Origin of the sequence: Streptomyces sp. 1-11 (assembly GCF_007176755.1) — a bacterium.
Taxonomy (GTDB): domain Bacteria; phylum Actinomycetota; class Actinomycetes; order Streptomycetales; family Streptomycetaceae; genus Streptomyces.
Genome location: NZ_BJTV01000008.1, coordinates 312,479 through 329,424, shown reverse-complemented (window position 1 = coordinate 329,424; position 16,946 = coordinate 312,479). Strand labels below are relative to the sequence as shown.

The following is a 16,946-nucleotide window of genomic DNA, read 5'->3' as shown; positions in this document are numbered from 1 at the left end:
AGCGCACCGGGGGGCTTGCGGCAAGGCCCCGGGTCTGGCGCACAATCGTCGGCCGAGCCCACTACCTGCGAAAACGGGACGCGACGTGTGTCGTGGCCGCCGCACGGGGGTGAGGTGACGTCGAGGCGGTAGTGGGAGATGCGATGACCGGGCAGTACGTGCTGGATCTTCGAGAGGTCGACGAGGGGCAGGCCGGCGCGGTCGGCGGCAAGGCCGCGAACCTGGGCGGACTGTCGCGCATCACCGGCCTCCGCGTGCCGGCCGGCTTCTGTGTGACGACGGACGCCTTCCGGCGCGTCATGGCGCAGGCGCCGGACGTCGAGGCCCACCTCGAACGGCTGTCGCGCCTCGACCCGGACGACCGGGAGGGGATCCGGACGCTCAGCGCGCGGATCCGCCGGGCCGTCGAGGAGGTCACCGTTCCCGGCGATCTCGCGGCGGAGATCACCGGGGCGCTCGTGCGCCACGGCGAACAGGCCGCCTACGCCGTCCGGTCCAGCGCGACGGCGGAGGACCTGCCGACGGCCTCCTTCGCCGGCCAGCAGGACACCTATCTGAACGTCGTGGGGCCCGCGGCGGTCCTTCGGCACGTCAGCCGGTGCTGGGCCTCGCTGTTCACCGAACGGGCCGTCGGCTACCGCCGCCGCAACGGCATCGACGACCGCGCGGTGCACATGGCCGTGGTGGTGCAGCGCATGGTCTTCCCGCAGGTGTCCGGCGTCCTGTTCACCGCCGACCCGGTCTCGGGCGACCGGAGGACCGCCACCGTGGACGGCGGTTTCGGGCTCGGCGAGGCGCTGGTCTCCGGCCTGGTGAACCCGGACGTCTTCAAGGTGCGGGACGGCGAGGTCGTCGCCGAGACGGTCTCCGCCAAGCGGCGCGCCGTCGAGGCCCTGCCGGGCGGCGGTACGCGGGACGTGGTGGTCGACCCGCGGCGGCAGGAGCGGCCGGCGCTGACGCATGCTCAGGTCCTCCGGCTCGTGCGGCTCGGGCGGCGGATCGAGGCGCACTTCGGGCGGCCGCAGGACATCGAGTGGTGCCTGGACGACGACGGCTTCCACATCGTGCAGAGCCGGCCGATCACCACGCTGTTCCCCGTCCCGGAGGCGGCTGACCAGGAGAACCACGTGTACCTCTCCGTCGGTCACCAGCAGATGATGACCGACCCCATGAAGCCGCTGGGGCTGTCCATGTGGCAGCTCACGGCCATGGCGGAGATGCCGGCGGCCGGCGGGAGGCTGTTCGTCGACGCCACCCGGCGTCTGGCCTCGCCCGCCGGCCGCGCCGCACTTCTGGACATCGTGGGCAGGTCCGATCCGCTGACCAGGGACGCGTTGGAGACGCTGCTGGCCCGCGACGGCTTCGTCCCCTCGCTCCCGGACGCGGTTCCCGGCCGGACGCCGGCCGGCGCCGCCCCGGCCCCGGTCGACACCGATCCGGCCGTCGTGACCAAGCTGATCGAGCGCAGCGAGGAGTCCGTCGCCGCCCTGCGGCGCGGCATCGAGGGCAAGAGCGGGCCGGCGCTGTTCGACTTCCTGCTGGAGGCCTTCGAGGAGCACAAGCGGATCCTCGGTGATCCGCTGAACATCCAGGCGATCATGGCCGGGATGGAGGCCACGTGGTGGCTGAACGACAAGCTTCACGAGTGGCTCGGCGAGAAGAACGCGGCCGACACGCTCACGCTGTCGGCCCCCGGCAACGTCACTTCGGAGATGGGTCTGGCACTGCTCGACGTGGCGGACGCCATCCGCCCGCATGCGCAGGTGGTCGCCTTCCTACGGGGCGTCGGCGACGACGGCTTCCTGGAGGAGCTGCCGCGGCTCCCGGGCGGAACCGAGGCACGCGACGCCATCGAGGGCTACCTCGACCGGTACGGCATGCGCTGCGTCGGCGAGATCGACATCACGAGGCCGCGCTGGCGCGAGCACCCCTCCGCGCTGGTGCCCGTGATCCTGGACAACGTCAGGAACTTCGAGCCGGGCGCCGCGGCACGGCGCTTCGAGCAGGGGCGGCTGGAGGCGCTGAAGAAGGAGCAGGAGGTGCTGTCCCGCCTGCGGGACCTGCCGGACGGGGAGCGGAAGGCCGACGAGACCAGGCGGATGATCGACCGGGTGCGGACCTTCATCGGGTACCGGGAGTACCCGAAGTACGGCATCGTCAGCCGCTACTTCGTCTACAAGCAGGCCTTGCTCGAGGAGGCCGGGCGCCTGATGCGGGCCGGTGTGCTCCGCGAGCGGGAGGACGTCTTCCACCTGACGTTCCAGGAGTTCCACGACGTCGTGCGCTCGAACCGGGTGGATCACCGGCTCATCCAGCGGCGCAAGGACGAGTTCCGGTCGTACCTGGCGCTGACGCCGCCCCGGGTGCTGACGTCGGACGGCGAGTGCCTCAGCGGGGCCTACCACCGCGACGACGCGCCGGCCGGTGCCCTCATCGGCCTGCCGGTGTCCGCCGGGACCGTGGAGGGCAGGGCCCGCGTCGTCCTCGACATCGCCGACGCCGACCTCGAAGCGGGTGACATCCTGGTCACGGCCTACACGGACCCCAGCTGGTCGCCCCTGTTCGTCGGCATCGCGGCCCTGGTGACGGAGGTGGGCGGCCTGATGACGCACGGCGCGGTCATCGCCCGGGAGTACGGCCTGCCCGCCGTGGTGGGTGTGGAGCGGGCCACCCGGCTGATCAGCGACGGGCAGCGGATCCGTGTGCACGGGGCCGGCGGTTACGTCGAGATCCTGTCCTGACCGGCCGGCGGGGGCCGCGGCCGGCGAGCACGCCGGCCGCGGCAGCGAGGGTCAGTGCGCTGCTCGCTGCCGCCTGATCGGCTCTCCCACCCGGTGCAGGTGGGTCAGGGCCTCGCGGTAGGAGCGGATCAGGCCGGTCTCGTGGTAGGGCACCCCGATCTCGGCGCAGTACTCCCGCACGACGGCCTGGGCGCGGCGCAGGTGGGGCGTGGGCATGCTCGGGAACAGGTGGTGCTCGATCTGGTAGTTGAGGCCGCCGAGCAGCACGTCGGTGAACCGGCCGCCGCGCACGTTGCGGGAGGTGAGGACCTGGCGCCGCAGGAAGTCGGGCCGTTCGTCACCGGTGAAGGTGGGCATGCCCTTGTGGTTCGGGGCGAAGGTGCAGCCGAGGTAGACGCCGAACAGGCACTGGTTCAGCGCCAGGAACGCCACCGCCTTGCCCGGCGAGAGGACCAGGAACAGGGCGGACAGCACGCCCGCGATGTGCAGCAGGAGCAGGGCGCCCTCCAGGGCTCGCTGCCTCATGTACGGCGAGCGCAGCGCCCGCAGGCTCGCGACGTGCAGGTTGAAGCCCTCGAGGGTCAGCAGCGGGAAGAAGAGCAGCGCCTGGTGGCCACCGATCAGACGGGCCACGCCCCGGCTGGCGCGCGCCTGTTCGGTGGACCAGACCAGGATGTCGGGGGCGACGTCGGGGTCGAGGTCCTCGTGGTTGGGGTTGGCGTGGTGGCGGGTGTGCTTGTTCATCCACCAGCCGTAGCTCATGCCCACGCCCAGGTTCCCGAACAGCCTGCCCATGGTCTCGCTGGGCCCGCGCCGCCGGAAGACCTGCCGGTGTGCCAGGTCGTGCGCGAGCAGGGCCACCTGCCCGAACACGAAGGCCAGGAACGCGGCGACGGCCAGCTGCCACCAGGTGTCGCCCAGGACGAGGAAGCACCCCCAGCCGGCCGCGTACGAGGCGGTCACCAGGCCGATGCGTGCGGCGTAGTAGCCGGGGCGGCGGCGCATCAGGCCGGCGGCCGCTATCCGCTGGGAGAGCCGTGCGAAGTCGCTGCCGCCGCCGGCACCGGTGCGCTCCGGGGCGGCGGGATCGGACCGGGACGTCAGGGAGACAGCGGGAGAAGTCGTCATGTCCGGAAGTCTCCCGGCGGCGGCACGGCCTGAAGAAGCCTGCCAGCCACCCTCCGCGCGCGAGGTGTCCCCCCTGTGCGACCGGGGGTTTTCCCCCGTGCGTCGGCGTGCCGGGCTGCTCGCGCCGACCCTCGCCGAGCGGTACTGGATGGCCGGTCGCCGGGTAGCCGTAATCGCACGGGGCCCGCCGAGGACGAGGCCCCCTTGCGAAGGGAGTGCCATGTCGGGAGTTCTCCAACGGCTCAAGCAGTTCGCGCGGAGTCCGCAGGGTCAGCGCACGATCGAGCAGGTGCGGCGCACCGCGGCCGATCCGCGTCGCCGGGCGCAGGCCCAGCAGCTCATCGGCAAGCTGCGCAACCGCCGGTCGGCGCGCTGAACCCGGCGGATCGCCGGCACTGCCCGGGGCACGTCCCGCCCGCTCCGCCTCATGACATTCCCCCGGGGTTCTTCCGGCCGGCAGCGGACCAGCGCGAGCGCGGCCTCTCCCCCGCCGTTCGCCCGGGCGTCGCTCCCGGCCCCGGGCTCCGTACGGTCCGCGGGACGGCGGAGCCCCCGACCGGCGCGCAGCCGGACGGGGGCCCCTTCGTGCCGGGAGTGGGCGTCAGCCGTCGGACTCCGCCGACGGGATGTAGGCGCCCGGCACGTCGTCCGGCGCGAAGATCTTGCTCTCGCCGGGGTACGGCTTCTTCCAGTTGTGCGTCTCGTACCAGGTGAAGTGGTTCATCTGGGCGGGGTTGGCGTAGTCCGGCACCGCGTGGGGTCCGGTCAGGCGCTGCTTGGACTTCCAGCGGTCCCACTGCGCGGCGAGCGACCGCTTGTCCGCGGGGACCTTCGCCGTCGGCGCGGGGGCCGCGGCCGGGTTCTGCGGCGCCGGTGTGTCGGTGCCGCAGGCGGGCGGGGTCTTCAGGCCGCCGGTCAGGGAGGTCCGGTTGGGCAGCGCGGTGAACGGCGTGAGGTCCGCCTTCTGGGTGAAGGCGCCCCGCATCGGGGTGGCCGCGCTGTCCTTCTGGTTCATCGGGTGGATCCCGAGGATCTGCTCGATGGTCCGGATCACCGTGATCTGGGAGTAGTAGCGGCTGTCGACCGCGCCGTGCCGGGCCCAGGGGCTGATGATCTGGATCGGGGCACGGTGGCCGTCGACGTGGTCGAGGCCGGCCTGGGAGTCGTCCTCGACGACGAAGATCGCCGAGTCCTTCCAGTACCGGCTGTGCGAGATCTCGTCGACGATCCGGCCGGTGGCGAGGTCGTTGTCGGCGACCTGGGCGGCCGCGTTCGCCGGGCCACCGGTGTGGTCGCTGGAGAGCCAGAACATGTTGAGGTCCGCGGGCCCGTTCCGCTCGAAGTCCCGCTTCCAGATCTGCTGCCGGTAGATGTCCGGGACGCTGGTGTCGAACTTCGCGAAACCGTGCACGGACACGTCGTTGAGCGACGGGATCGGCGAGGACGAGTTCAGGGTGTACGCGGTGTCCTGCCCGGTCGCGTCCATGTTCCTGGCGTCGCAGTACAGGTTCTGCCAGCTCGCGTCCGCCGGCTTCGACAGGAACTGCTGGAACTCGCCGAAGTCCCGCACGCTCCTGCCCGCCGCCTGCGCGCCGGACCAGATGAACCCGGTCCGCTGGTGGCCGAGGGCGTCGTCCTCGGTGTCGTAACTGCGCTTGTACTCACCGGCCGAGGACTCGGTGTACTCCGGATTGTCGGCCTGCATCAGCCAGTTGTGGCCCTCGGCGGAGTTGGTGCCGATGTCGTACGCGTTGTCGTACAGCCCGAACTGCCGTGCCAGCGCGTGCTGGTTGGGGGTGACGTTCTCGCCGAACTGGGCCAGCGACGGGTCGCCGTTGCCCTGCGGAAGGTCGCCGAAGAGCTGGTCGTAGGTCCGGTTCTCCTTGACTATCAGGAACACGTGCTTGATCGTCGAGGGGTCGCCGAGCCGCTGCGGGACCGGCACCGGCTTCCGGTGGCCCTTGCCCTTGGCGAGCTGCACCGAGCCGCGGCTCCAGCCGTTCTGCTGGAAGACCTTGGAGGTCTGGGACCTGATGACGCTGTCGTCGGGCAGCGCGAACCGCGTGAGGCTCGACGTCGTGTCGTGGGTGGCGTGCCCGGCGCCGCTGGTGGGCCGGCGGGCGTCGACACCGCGCGTGTTGGACACCAGCACCTGGTCCCCGACGGTGGCGATCTCCGCCGGGAAGTAGTCCGTGGGCAGGAGACCGACGTAACTGACCGGCTCCTGGGGGGTGGTGTACCGGTAGACGGCGACCGCGTTGGCGCGGCCGAGCGTCACCAGCAGGTGGCCGTCGTCGGTGAGCGTCACCGCGTCGGGCTCGTAGCCCACGGAGGCCTCGGGCCAGGGCTGGGTCGCGATGGTCTGCACGACCTTGTCGCGGCGGGTGTCGATGACCGACACGTCGTTGGTGGCGGTGTTGGTGACGAACAGCGCCCCGCGCTTGGCGTACAGGGCGGTCGGGTGCAGGCCGACGTCGATGCTCGTCGGGGCGGCGTCCGGGTGCGCCAGGTCGATGACGCCGACCGTGCCGGTGGTGGTGGCACCCGTCCTGGGGTCCGCGGGCACCTGGGTGTCGTAGGAGTTGAGCGTGGTGTCGCCGGGCTTCGCCGGCCGCCCGCCCTCGTTGCTCACGTACAGCTTGTCGCCGACCCGGACCAGGTCGCGCGGGGCGTTGCCGACGGCCCAGCTGCGACGGACGGCCCCGGTCGCCGCGTCCAGGGCGACGACCCGGTTCTGGCCGTTGACCGCGGAGTACACGGTGGAGCCGTCGGCCGAGAACACCGCCTCGCCGACCAGCGCGTGCCTGGTCCCGTCCGCCGGGATCTTCACCGTCACCGGGTCGCCGACGCTGCCGTCCGGACCGACGGTGAACCTGGTGTAGCCGTCGGTCTGGCCGAGCCAGAGCTGCGAGCCGTCGGGCGAGTAGGTGGGGCCTTCCTGGCCCACCTCGTTGCTGCCGAGGCGCGGGGTGGACGAGGCGGCGCTGCCGACGAGTTGCTGCACCGTCCACTTCTTCAGGTCCACGATGGACAGTGCGGAGCCGCCGTCGGTGACCGAGGCGGCGAGGTGGGTGCCGTCCGGGCTGACCGAGGACGACATGATCTTGCCGTTGTCGATGACGAGGCGCTCGCCGTACGGCGCGATGTACTGGTCGCTGGAGACGACCTGGCCCCGGTCGGTGACCTGGCCGACCTGGTCGGTGCCGAACTGGTGCGTCTGGGCGAAGGCGGTGCCCGCGGCGGTGACGGCGACGGCGGTGATGCCGGCGGTCAGCAGGGTCCGGCGGCCGACGCGTCTGCCGAGGAGAGCGACACCGTTCTTCTGGACACGCCTGCGGTGGCGTGTTACCTGCATGGGTTCATCCCTTCGAGGTGGAGAGCAGATCGACGCTGCCGTCGAACTGCCAGAGCGGGTTCGGTGCGTCTCCGTTCGGGGTCCGCACCAGGAAGTAGCCGTTCACTTCCTTCGGCCCGTCGCCGTCGGCGACGAACCGCCCGTCCGCGGTGATGTCGAGCTGGTAGACGGCCGAGCCGGTGGCCTCGACGCCGGGCAGGTGCCACGAGACGACGCAGCGCCAGTCGTTGCCCGGGCCCTCGGCGGCGACCCGGACGCTCCCCTTGTCGCACGTCGCGGCCGTCCGCAACTGCGCCTCGGTGACGTCGGGACGGTGCAGTTGCCCGGTCTGCAACCGGTAGAGGTGGGCGAATTCCGTGGCGAGGGAGCGCTGCACCTTGTCACGTTCGATCCCGGAGCCGGTGACCGTGGTCGTGGTGGCGACGACCGCGACGGTCGCGGCGGCAAGACCGGCCAGCGGCAGCACGCCCGCGGTCAGGGCACGGCGTCCCGAGCCGTCGTAGGCGGCGTTGGTGAAGTCGCGGCGTACGAACAGCAGGAAGGCCAGCGCCGTCGCGACCACGGCCCAGACCAGGCTGACCGCGATCGCGGTCAGCAGCGGTTCGAGCTGCGCCGGGCTGGTGAACAGGCCGTTCCAGGCGATGAAGGCGTAGCCGGGCAGGGCGAGCCGCACGGCGACGGGGAGCGGCAGCATCTGGGCGAGCTGCATGGTGAGCGCGAACAGCGCGGGCAGCAGCAGTCCCATCGGGGAGCGCCCCAGTGTGACGGAGCCCAGCAGTCCGATCGCGGCGAGCGCCAGTGTCGGGGCGAGCACGCACAGCCAGGCGAGCAGGACCCGGCCGGCGGCGTCCGCCGGTGACAGCGGATGGCCGTCGAGGCCGACCAGCGGCTGGTTGCCGACCGCCGCGGCCCCGCCGGCCGCGCTGGAACAGGCCAGGCCGGTCACCAGCAGCAGGATGACGGTGAGGGTGGCCAGTGCCTTGGCCGCGAAGATCCGCCGAGGGGAGCGCACCGCCACCAGCAGATGGCGCCAGGTGCCCAGGCGGTCCTCGGCCGCGAACACGTCTCCGGCCACGACCGAGGTGAGCAGCGGCAGCGCCCAGGTGCCCGCGAAGCCGAGCACCACCAGCGGTCCGGCCCAGCCCGTGGCGTGCATCCAGCGGCCGAAGAGGGTGTCGACAGGCAGCGTGCTCTGCCGGCTCACCGCCGCCACGAAGAGCGCCGGCGCGATCCAGCAGGCGGCGACCAGCAGGCGCATCCGCCACTGGGAGACCAGTTTCACCAGTTCGAAGCGGTAGCCGCGCAGCAGCGGCACCGGGCTGGGCCGCACGTCGGCGCCGGGTGCGAGGGTCGCGGTCATCGGGCCGCCTCCCGCGCGTGCTGCTCGGTCAGGGCGAGGAACGCGGCTTCCAGCGGCGAGACCACGGGGGTGATCTCGCGCGGGGCGACACCCGCCCGCACGAGTCCCGCCACCAGTGCGTCGAGGGCGGGCACCAGCGCGCGTACGACGAGGACTTCGGCGCCGTACCGCGTCGTGGTGTCGTCGACGACGTGGATCCCCCGGGTGCCGGCGGCCAGGCGGCGGGCGGCAGCGGGGTCGGAGGTCAGCAGCCGGTAGTCGAGTTCGCGCTTCTCGGCGGCCAGCTTGTCCAGCGGGCCGGAGAAGACGACCCGTCCGGTGGCGATGATCGTCACCTCGGAGCACAGCGCTTCGAGGTCGTCCATGCGGTGGCTGGAGAGCACCACGCTGGTCCCGTCCGCCACGAGGCGGGTGAGGACGCCGTGGACGTGCCTCTTGCCCGCAGGGTCGAGGCCGTTGGCGGGTTCGTCGAGCACGAGCAGGCGGGGCCGGGTGAGCAGGGCGGCGGCGAGCCCGAGCCGCTGGCGCATGCCGAGGGAGAACCCGCGCACCCGGTCGTCGGCGACGTCGGTGAGCCCGACCTGGTCGAGCGAGTCGTCGATTCCCGCCGCCCGTGCGCCGGTTCCGCGCAGAGCGGCCAGCGCGGCGAGGTTCCGCCTGGCGGTGAGCGAGGGGTAGAGGCCGGGTCCGTCCACGAAGCCCGCGACCCCGTCCGGGGCGGTGAGCGCCCGTCCGACCGGTGTGCCGAGGATCTCCAGGCGGCCGCTGTCGGCGGCGGCCAGACCGAGCAGGAGGCCGAGTAGGGTCGTCTTCCCGGCGCCGTTCGGTCCGACCAGACCATGGATCTGACCTTGTGTCACGTCCAGGTCGACGCCGTCGAGAGCGACGACGTCGCCGAAACACTTGGTGATCCCGCGAGCCCGGACTGCGAGGAGTGCGTCCATGAGTCCCTTCTTCCGCAACGCTCAGGGACCTTACGGACGGCACACGGCTCGGACGGGGACGGCCGGTTGAACACCCAGGGAACGAGTTGTCAAAGCATTGACAAGGCGGGGTGCCCGAACCGGTCGGCATCCCGCCCGAGTCGGGCAAGCACTGCGGCCCGGCGGCCGCTCAACCGTCCGCGGACGCGATGAGGCGCCGGAGTGCCGCGTGCGCCGGTGGGCCCCAGGTGGGCTTGCCGCCGGGGCGGCCGTGGACGCCGGCGTCCGCGATGTGGATGCCGGCGAGGGCGCGCAGCACCGCCCAGCCGCGGGCGCGGCGCAGGGTCGCGGCGTCCGGGCGCGGACGGTAGGTCGCGTGGAAGAGGTCGGTGGCGCCGTCCGGCAGCAGGATCCAGGCGGCGGCGAGATCGCAGGCCGGGTCGCCGGCGAAGAGGTCTCCGAAGTCGATCACGCCGGAGAGGTCGCCGTTCGTGGTGACGATGTTGGCCGGATGCAGGTCCCCGTGCAGCCACAGGCGCGGGCCCGTCCAGCCGGGCGCGGCGGCCGCGTCCGCCCAGACCGCGCGGACGGCCTCCGGATCGCGGACCAGGCCGGACTCGGCGGCCGAGTCGAGCGCTCGGGTGAAGTGCCCGGCGGTGCCGGCCAGCGGGCCGCCGCGGTCCCGGCCCACGGGCGCCGCTTCGGGGGCGGGACGATGCAGCGCGGTCAGAAAGGCGGCGAGGGCGACGGCCGCCTGCGCGGGGCGCGTCGCGGGGGCGCGGTCGGCGGGTTCGCCCGGCACCCAGGTGGTGACGAGCCAGGGCCGCGGGAACCGTTCGGAGGGCTCGCCGAGGCGCTGCGGGACGGGGATCGGCAGCGGCAGGTGCGGGGCGAGGCCGGGCAGCCAGGCGTGTTCCTTGCGCAGCAGGGCGTCCGCCGACCGGGTCGCCCAGGGCATCCGGACGGCCAGGTCGTCGCCGAGCCGCCACACCTGGTTGTCCCAGCCGAGCGCGCCGAGCTTCAGGGGGCGGTCCGCCAGGTCGGGGTGCTGCTCGCGCAGCAGGTCGCGGATCAGGTCCGCCGTGATGTCCATGCCGGTGACTGTCATGCGGAGCACGGTAGTTGGGCGGCGCCCGGCCCGGGTCCGGTGGACGCGCGCCCGCCCGATCGGGCCTGGTGCACGCGTGGCCGCCGGCCCGGGTCCGGTGGCCGCGTGCCCGCCGGATCAGGGTCGGTGCCCGCGTGCCCGCCGGATCGTCCCGGTGCACGCATGCCCGCCGGATCGGGGCGGTGCACGCATGCCCGCCGGACCGGGCCGGGTGCACGCACGCCCGCCCGCCGGATCAGGTCCGCGGCGGCGCTCGGGACCGCCTCGCGAAGTCGGGCTGGGGCGGCCCCGGTTGCGGGTAGACGGACAGGGCCGCCGTCGGCGGCCGACGAGGAATGGGGACAGCACATGCCTGAGACAGTGGCGGGCGCCGCGTGCGAGGCGGGCGCCGGCGCAGCCGGTCACCCGCGCGTCGCAGCCCGGGCGCTCACCGCCCGGCCGGGCCGCGAGGAGAGGTGAATGGGCACCGCCACGAAGGTTCCCGAGACGCGGGACATGAGCGGGGAGGAACTGTCCGGTGACGAGGCATGGGCGGCGCTGCGGCGCTACGGCGGCTGGTCGCTGCTGCGGGACGCCTTCGTGCGCTTCCGGTACGCCGACGGCTTCAGCCACTCGCGGGCCCTCGCCCTGCAGACGGTGCTGGCCCTCGTTCCCCTGACCATCGCCTTCGTGGGGCTCTCCAGCGTCCTGCACACGGAGAGCGTGGGACGGCTGGCGGAACTGACGGTCCACCGGATCGCCCGCGGGCCGAGCGCCGGCGTCGTCGACGACGCGCTCACCCGCGGCCGGCGCACCGCGGGTGACGGCGCCGCCGTCGCCCTGTGGCTCTGCGCTGCCTTCTCCCTGGTCAACGTCACGACCGCGATGTGCCAGATCGAGCGGGGCGCCAACCGGATCTACGGCAACGAACGGGACCGGCCCTTCCACCAGAAGTACCTGCGCGGGCTGCTGATGGCGGTCGGCGCGGGGCTGCCGCTCGGTCTCGGGTTCGTCGTGATGGTCGCCGGGGACGATCTCGCCTCGGCGGCGGTGACCGTCTACCACCTCGACTCCAGCGTGCGGACGGCCTGGGCCGTACTGCGCTGGCCGTTCGGGCTGCTGCTCGCGCTCATCTCCGCGAGCACCGTCTTCCGCCGCTCGCCGCGCCGCCGCCAGCCCGGCTACACCTGGCTGGCCTTCGGCGCCGCCGTCTACCTGGTGCTGTGGATGACACTGACCTGGCTGCTGAGTCTGTATCTGAACCTCAGCGGCTCCTTCGACACCGTCTACGGCCCGCTGAGCGCGTTCATGTCCCTGCTGCTGTGGGCGTACCTGACCTCCATCGCCCTGTTCCTCGGGCTCTCCTTCGCCGCGCAACTGGAAGCGGCGCGCGGCCGTCGCCCGGGCCCCGTGGAAAACGACCCCGGGGTCTGAGAGCCCGACGGGGTCCGCGGGCGGCCCGCGCGGTGTCCCGGCGAGGCCCGGCCGTCGGTCCGCGCGGGGTACGTTCCCCGGCCCGCCGGCCGCCGTGCCGGTCGTTCAGGAGGACGTCCGCCGTGACGCGCGGACCTCGGTGCGGTGGTCGAAGAAGGCCCAGGCGCCCACGGCGAGCAGTCCCGTGAGCACCGTGACGACCATGCGGAACGGCTCCGGCGTGACAATCGCGGCCCCCGCGACCGCCAGGGCCCCGCCCAGCATGACCAATCGGCTCGCGAGGTGCTGCCGGGGCGGCTGCGCCCGCTGCCTGTCGCCGAGATCGTGCAGCGCCTGAGGGGCGGCGTCCGGAGAGCCGCGTCGGCGTCGAGCCCGGTACTCCAGGAGGTAGCTCACGGCGAAGTAGGCGGCGAGGATGCCCAGCAGCCAGGCCCAGTCAGAGGCGTTCTCCATCGACCCACGCGCATGGGTCACCGTCACCCTCCCCGTGCGACACCGCGGCGAGTTCCGCTTCCTGGCCGTGTGCCCGGCCGCCGGGAACCCATACGGTGGCGCCGGCCCGGGGCGGGGGCGAACCGGCGGTCCCGTCGGTCGGGCCGCGACGCGCGCGGGGCGGTCACACCCCCGGCATGGCCTCGGCGCCGCGGCGCCGGTCAGTTACCGGCGGGGGTGCTGAACTGCGCGATCTGGTCCTTGACCCACGGGTCGTAGATCGCGAGCGAGTGGGCGGCAGCGGGGCAGAACTGTGCCAGTTGACCCGCGACCCAGGCGTCGGGCTGCCGGTGTCCGGCGGCCTGCCCCGACGGGTGGTGGGCGGTGGCCGCCGCCGGGGCGGACGCAGGCGAGGCCTGCGGGTTCGTGGCCGCGCTCGCGGGGCCGCCCATGGTGATGAGTGCGCCCACGGCGGCAGCGGCGGAAACGCCCGTGACGGCACAACGCCGAATCAGCTTGCTCACGGTCTTCCTCCAGCATCTTTCTACGGCGGAGCCAAAACGGAATCATTGGCTCCGGTTAGTTCGATTACCCAGCCGCACCTCCGCCACACGCCTCGATTCCAAGGCGCGCGCAGCCCTTCACCACGCGATCCGCCCGACGGCTGATCGGCTTATGTGGGCGAAGCGACCCCCGGTGTTATTCAATGAGGTGTGCGGTCAGGGATCTCGGGGCCCCGACGCACGGGTCCGCGTACGGCCCCGGCGCCGTGCCGGGGATTGCTGAGAGAGCCGCATGGACTCCACACCGTCCCCTTCGTCCTCTTCGCCGTTCGACCTGGTCAGCAGCGCCCTGGGGCGTTACATCCCGCGCGGTGGACGCGCGGCGCCGGCCGGGCCCGTCGGCACGCGGGACGACCGGGCCGGCGACAGGCACGTGACCGACGACGCGGCGGCCGGGCCGCAGGACCAGATCCTCGGCGCGATCAACCTGGACCGGGACCTGCTGATCACCCGCTGCAATCTGGACGCCCCCGTGTTCGCGGGTCTCGAAGCGAGACCGGGAAGCCCCTTCGTGGACCTGCTCCCGGCGGGCGACGTGCCCACGGTCACCAGGCGGTTGCGGCAGGTGCTGGAGACCGGTGAGGCCCACGTCGCCCGGATCCAGCGGCTGCGGCGCGCCGACGGTTCGGAGCTGGTGGTCTCGCTGAGCATCCTGCCCGCCGCGGTGCCGCAGGAAGGCCTGACCGTCTCCGTGATCGCCATGGCCACGAGGCTGCACCTGTACGCCGCCGAGACCGCGATCGGCACCTCGCTGGACATCGGCGAGACCGCGCAGTCGCTGGCGGAGTCCCTGCTGGCCTGGGGCGACGTCGCCGCCGTCGACCTGGACTTCGCGGTGTGGACGGGTGAGGGGGTCACCGAGCAGGCGCGGGGGCGCATCCGGCTGCGGCGGGCGGCCCTCGTACCGGACCGGGCCTGGCCGGAGGGCTATGTGACGCCGGGCAAGGATCTGCCCAGCGACGCCAGCAGGCTGCTGGCGCAGGCGGTGCGGCGGGACGACGCCCCGCAGGCCATCGTCATGCCCGACCGGGAGGCGGTCGAGCGGGTGCTCGGCACTCCGCGGGTGATGCGCGCCCTGGTGCCCGGGGACCGGTCGGCGGGTGTGGCGTGCATACCGCTGGTCCTGGACGGCTCGCCGCCCGTCGTGCTGGGCGTGGCGGAGGTCTGGCGGCGGGCGGACTGCCCGTTCCGCGACAGTGAGCTCTTCGACCTGCAGGAGCTGGTGGCCCGGACCGCCCACCACGTCGACCTGGCCCGTCAGCACCAGCGCGAGCACACGCAGGTGCTGGCGCTGCAGCGCAGGCTGCTGCCCCGGACCGGCGGTGACACCGTCGAGATCGCCAGCGTCTACCAGCCCGCCACGCCCGACAGCGCGGGCGTCGGCGGCGACTGGGTGAACAGCTTTCCGCTGCCGGACGGCCGTACCGCGCTGGTGGTGGGCGACGTGGTCGGGCACGGCCTGGGAGCGGCGGCGACCATGGGCCAGCTCAGCATGGAGGCCCGCGCGCTGCTGTCCGCGGGGCTGGCGCCCGACGAGGTGCTGGAGCACCTGGACGAGACCGTGACGCTGCTGGACGACTCGGAGTCCGGACTGGCGGCCGGCTACAGCGCCCTCGGGTCGACCTGCTGCATCGCCCTCTACGACCCGGTCAGCCACCGGGTGTCCCTGTCCAGCGCCGGCCACCTCCCCCCGGTCCTGGTGTCCAGGGACGGGCACGCGGCCCCGCTCGCGGTCCGCCCGCATCCCGGGCTGGGCGCCGAGTTCGCGCTGCGGGAGCCGTTCCACGTGCACACCTTCGACGCTCCCCCGGGCTCGCTGCTCGCCCTCTACACCGACGGCCTGGTGGAGGATCCGGCCGTGCCGATCGACGAGGGCATCGGCAGGCTGGCGGAGGCGGTGGCCGCCGTGCACCCCTGGGACACCCTGCAGCAGGCCGCGCGGCGCGTCGTCTCCACCCTGGCGCCCGGGCGCCAGCGCGACGACGTGACCCTGCTGCTCGCGCGCATGATCGGCTACCGCAAGGAGGACACCGCGACCTGGCGGCTGCCCGCCCGCGACGACGCGCCCGCCCGGGCCCGCGCCCAGGTCTCCGCGCTGCTGCGGCGGTGGCGCACCAGGGACGACACCCGGGACAACGCGCTGCTGCTGGTCAGCGAGCTGGTCACGAACGCGGTGCGGTTCGCCACCGGCCCGGTCACGGTACGGCTGATCAGGTCCGGCAACGGCCTGCTGTGCGAGGTGGGCGACACCGGCAACGGCAGGCCTCGCCTGAGGCGGGGCGGTCCGCTCGCCGACGGCGGTCGCGGCCTGCACGTCGTACACGGTCTCACCAGCCGGTGGGGGGTGCGCTGGACGGACACCGGCAAGGTGATCTGGGCGGAGGTCGCGAGGTGACGTGCGCGTGCCGCAGGCCCCTGGCGCGCGGCCCGCTGCGGCCGGCACGGCGTCCCGGGTCCGGGACGCCGTGCCCGTGCCGCCGGGTGCGTCAGATGACGCCCTGGGCGAGCATCGCGTCCGCCACCCGCTCGAAGCCGGCGATGTTCGCGCCGGTCACGTAGTCGCCGGGGGCGCCGTAGCGCTCGGCGGTCTCGGCGCAGGTGGTGTGGATGTCGGTCATGATGCGGGCCAGCTCGTCCTCGACCTGGCCGGCCTTCCACGAGGTGCGCGACGCGTTCTGCGTCATCTCCAGCGCGCTGACCGCGACCCCGCCGGCGTTGGCCGCCTTGCCGGGGCCGAAGGCGACGCCGGCCCGCTGGAAGAGCTGCACGGCCTCCGGTGTCGTCGGCATGTTCGCGCCCTCGGAGACCGCCTTCACGCCGTTGCGGATGAGGGCGTCGGCGTCCACGGCGTTCAGTTCGTTCTGGGTCACCGACGGCAGGGCGACGTCCGCCGGGACCTCCCATACCCGGCCGCCGGGCACGAACCGCGCGGAGGCGCCCCGGCGTTCGGCGTAGGCGCTCACCCGGCCGCGCTCGACCTCCTTGATCTGGCGCAGCAGCTCCAGGTCGATGCCCTTCTCGTCCACGACGTAGCCGCTGGAGTCGGAGCAGGTCACCGGGTTGGCGCCGAGGGCGGTCAGCTTCTGGACGGTGTAGATGGCGACGTTGCCGGAGCCGGAGACGACCGCCGTCTGCCCCTCCAGGTCCTCGCCGCGGGCGCGCAGCATGGCCTCCGCGAACAGCACGTTGCCGTAGCCGGTCGCCTCCGGGCGGATCAGCGAGCCGCCCCAGCCGGCGCTCTTGCCGGTGAGGACGCCGCCCTCCCAGCGGTTGGTGATCCGCCGGTACTGGCCGAAGAGGTAGCCGATCTCGCGGGCGCCGACGCCGATGTCACCCGCCGGGATGTCGGTGTACTCGCCGATGTGCCGGTACAGCTCGGTCATGAAGGACTGGCAGAAGCGCATGACCTCGGCGTCGCTGCGGCCCTGCGGGTCGAAGTCGCTGCCGCCCTTGCCGCCGCCGATGCCGAGCCCGGTCAGCGCGTTCTTGAAGATCTGCTCGAAGCCGAGGAACTTGATGATCCCGAGGTTCACCGACGGGTGGAAGCGCAGGCCGCCCTTGTAGGGGCCGAGGGCGCTGTTGTATTCGATCCGGAAGCCGCGGTTGACGTGGACCCGCCCCTGGTCGTCCTGCCACGGCACCCGGAACATGATCTGCCGCTCCGGTTCGACCAGCCGCGCGATCAGCCCCGGCTCGGCGTACTCGGGGCGCGCCGTGAGGACCGGGGCGAGGGTCTCCAGCACCTCGCGCGCGGCCTGGTGGAACTCGGGCTCCGCCGGGTTGCGGCGCTCGATCTCGGCACGGAGCTGGTCGAGCGAGGTCTTGGGATCGGGTCGTGAGGTCACAGGGTCCCTTTCAGGCACGGCTGACACCGGTGGTGACCGGTGAGGGGCGCTCGGCGCCGTTGCCGCGCGCGGGACAGC

The 16,946-nt window shown here is 73.1% G+C and carries 12 protein-coding genes; 4 read left to right on the top strand and 8 right to left on the bottom strand.

Annotated elements, in window-relative coordinates:
- Positions 1-143 precede the first annotated feature (143 nt).
- On the top strand, positions 144-2,741 hold the full coding sequence (rph, locus tag TNCT1_RS19860) for a rifamycin-inactivating phosphotransferase (RefSeq protein ID WP_143633912.1): 2,598 nt from the start codon (positions 144-146) through the stop codon (positions 2,739-2,741).
- Between the two features lie 51 nt (positions 2,742-2,792).
- Here the strand turns inward: rph and TNCT1_RS19855 are convergent, their stop codons facing one another.
- On the bottom strand, positions 2,793-3,869 hold the full coding sequence (locus TNCT1_RS19855) for an acyl-CoA desaturase (protein WP_143633910.1): 1,077 nt from the start codon (positions 3,867-3,869) through the stop codon (positions 2,793-2,795).
- A 220-nt stretch (positions 3,870-4,089) separates the two neighbouring features.
- On the opposite strand from TNCT1_RS19855, the gene TNCT1_RS35870 reads away from it, so the two are divergent.
- Positions 4,090-4,245 (top strand): hypothetical protein, encoded by a 156-nt coding sequence (locus TNCT1_RS35870; protein WP_174266359.1) that lies wholly within the window; start codon positions 4,090-4,092, stop codon positions 4,243-4,245.
- Between the two features lie 225 nt (positions 4,246-4,470).
- On the opposite strand, the gene TNCT1_RS19850 is transcribed toward TNCT1_RS35870, so the two are convergent.
- The 4 genes from TNCT1_RS19850 to TNCT1_RS19835 form a co-directional block, all read right to left on the bottom strand.
- Complete coding sequence (locus TNCT1_RS19850) at positions 4,471-7,224, bottom strand: alkaline phosphatase family protein (protein ID WP_143633908.1); 2,754 nt, start codon at positions 7,222-7,224, stop codon at positions 4,471-4,473.
- Positions 7,225-7,228: 4 nt separating this feature from the next.
- Entirely contained in the window at positions 7,229-8,584 is a 1,356-nt protein-coding gene (locus TNCT1_RS19845) for an ABC transporter permease (protein ID WP_143633906.1), read from the bottom strand.
- Positions 8,581-9,528, bottom strand: coding sequence for an ABC transporter ATP-binding protein (locus tag TNCT1_RS19840; protein WP_143633904.1), 948 nt, complete (start codon positions 9,526-9,528; stop codon positions 8,581-8,583). The genes TNCT1_RS19845 and TNCT1_RS19840 overlap by 4 nt, the downstream gene beginning before the upstream one ends.
- Positions 9,529-9,697: 169 nt before the next feature.
- Positions 9,698-10,615, bottom strand: coding sequence for an aminoglycoside phosphotransferase family protein (locus tag TNCT1_RS19835; RefSeq protein WP_143633901.1), 918 nt, complete (start codon positions 10,613-10,615; stop codon positions 9,698-9,700).
- 459 nt (positions 10,616-11,074) lie between these two features.
- On the opposite strand from TNCT1_RS19835, the gene TNCT1_RS19830 reads away from it, so the two are divergent.
- A complete protein-coding gene (locus TNCT1_RS19830; protein ID WP_143633900.1) occupies positions 11,075-12,028 on the top strand; it encodes a YihY/virulence factor BrkB family protein in 954 nt (317 codons plus the stop codon).
- 105 nt (positions 12,029-12,133) lie between these two features.
- Here TNCT1_RS19830 and TNCT1_RS19825 read toward each other — a convergent pair whose 3' ends face one another.
- Entirely contained in the window at positions 12,134-12,502 is a 369-nt protein-coding gene (locus TNCT1_RS19825) for a hypothetical protein (protein WP_143633898.1), read from the bottom strand.
- A 179-nt stretch (positions 12,503-12,681) separates the two neighbouring features.
- On the bottom strand, positions 12,682-12,930 hold the full coding sequence (locus tag TNCT1_RS19820) for a hypothetical protein (protein ID WP_160160410.1): 249 nt from the start codon (positions 12,928-12,930) through the stop codon (positions 12,682-12,684).
- A gap of 325 nt (positions 12,931-13,255) precedes the next feature.
- Here TNCT1_RS19820 and TNCT1_RS19815 point away from each other — a divergent pair, with 325 nt between their 5' ends.
- Entirely contained in the window at positions 13,256-15,418 is a 2,163-nt protein-coding gene (locus TNCT1_RS19815; RefSeq protein ID WP_143633894.1) for a SpoIIE family protein phosphatase, read from the top strand.
- 91 nt (positions 15,419-15,509) lie between these two features.
- On the opposite strand, the gene gdhA is transcribed toward TNCT1_RS19815, so the two are convergent.
- Entirely contained in the window at positions 15,510-16,868 is a 1,359-nt protein-coding gene (gene gdhA / locus TNCT1_RS19810) for an NADP-specific glutamate dehydrogenase (protein WP_174266358.1), read from the bottom strand.
- Between the last annotated feature and the right edge of the window lie 78 nt (positions 16,869-16,946).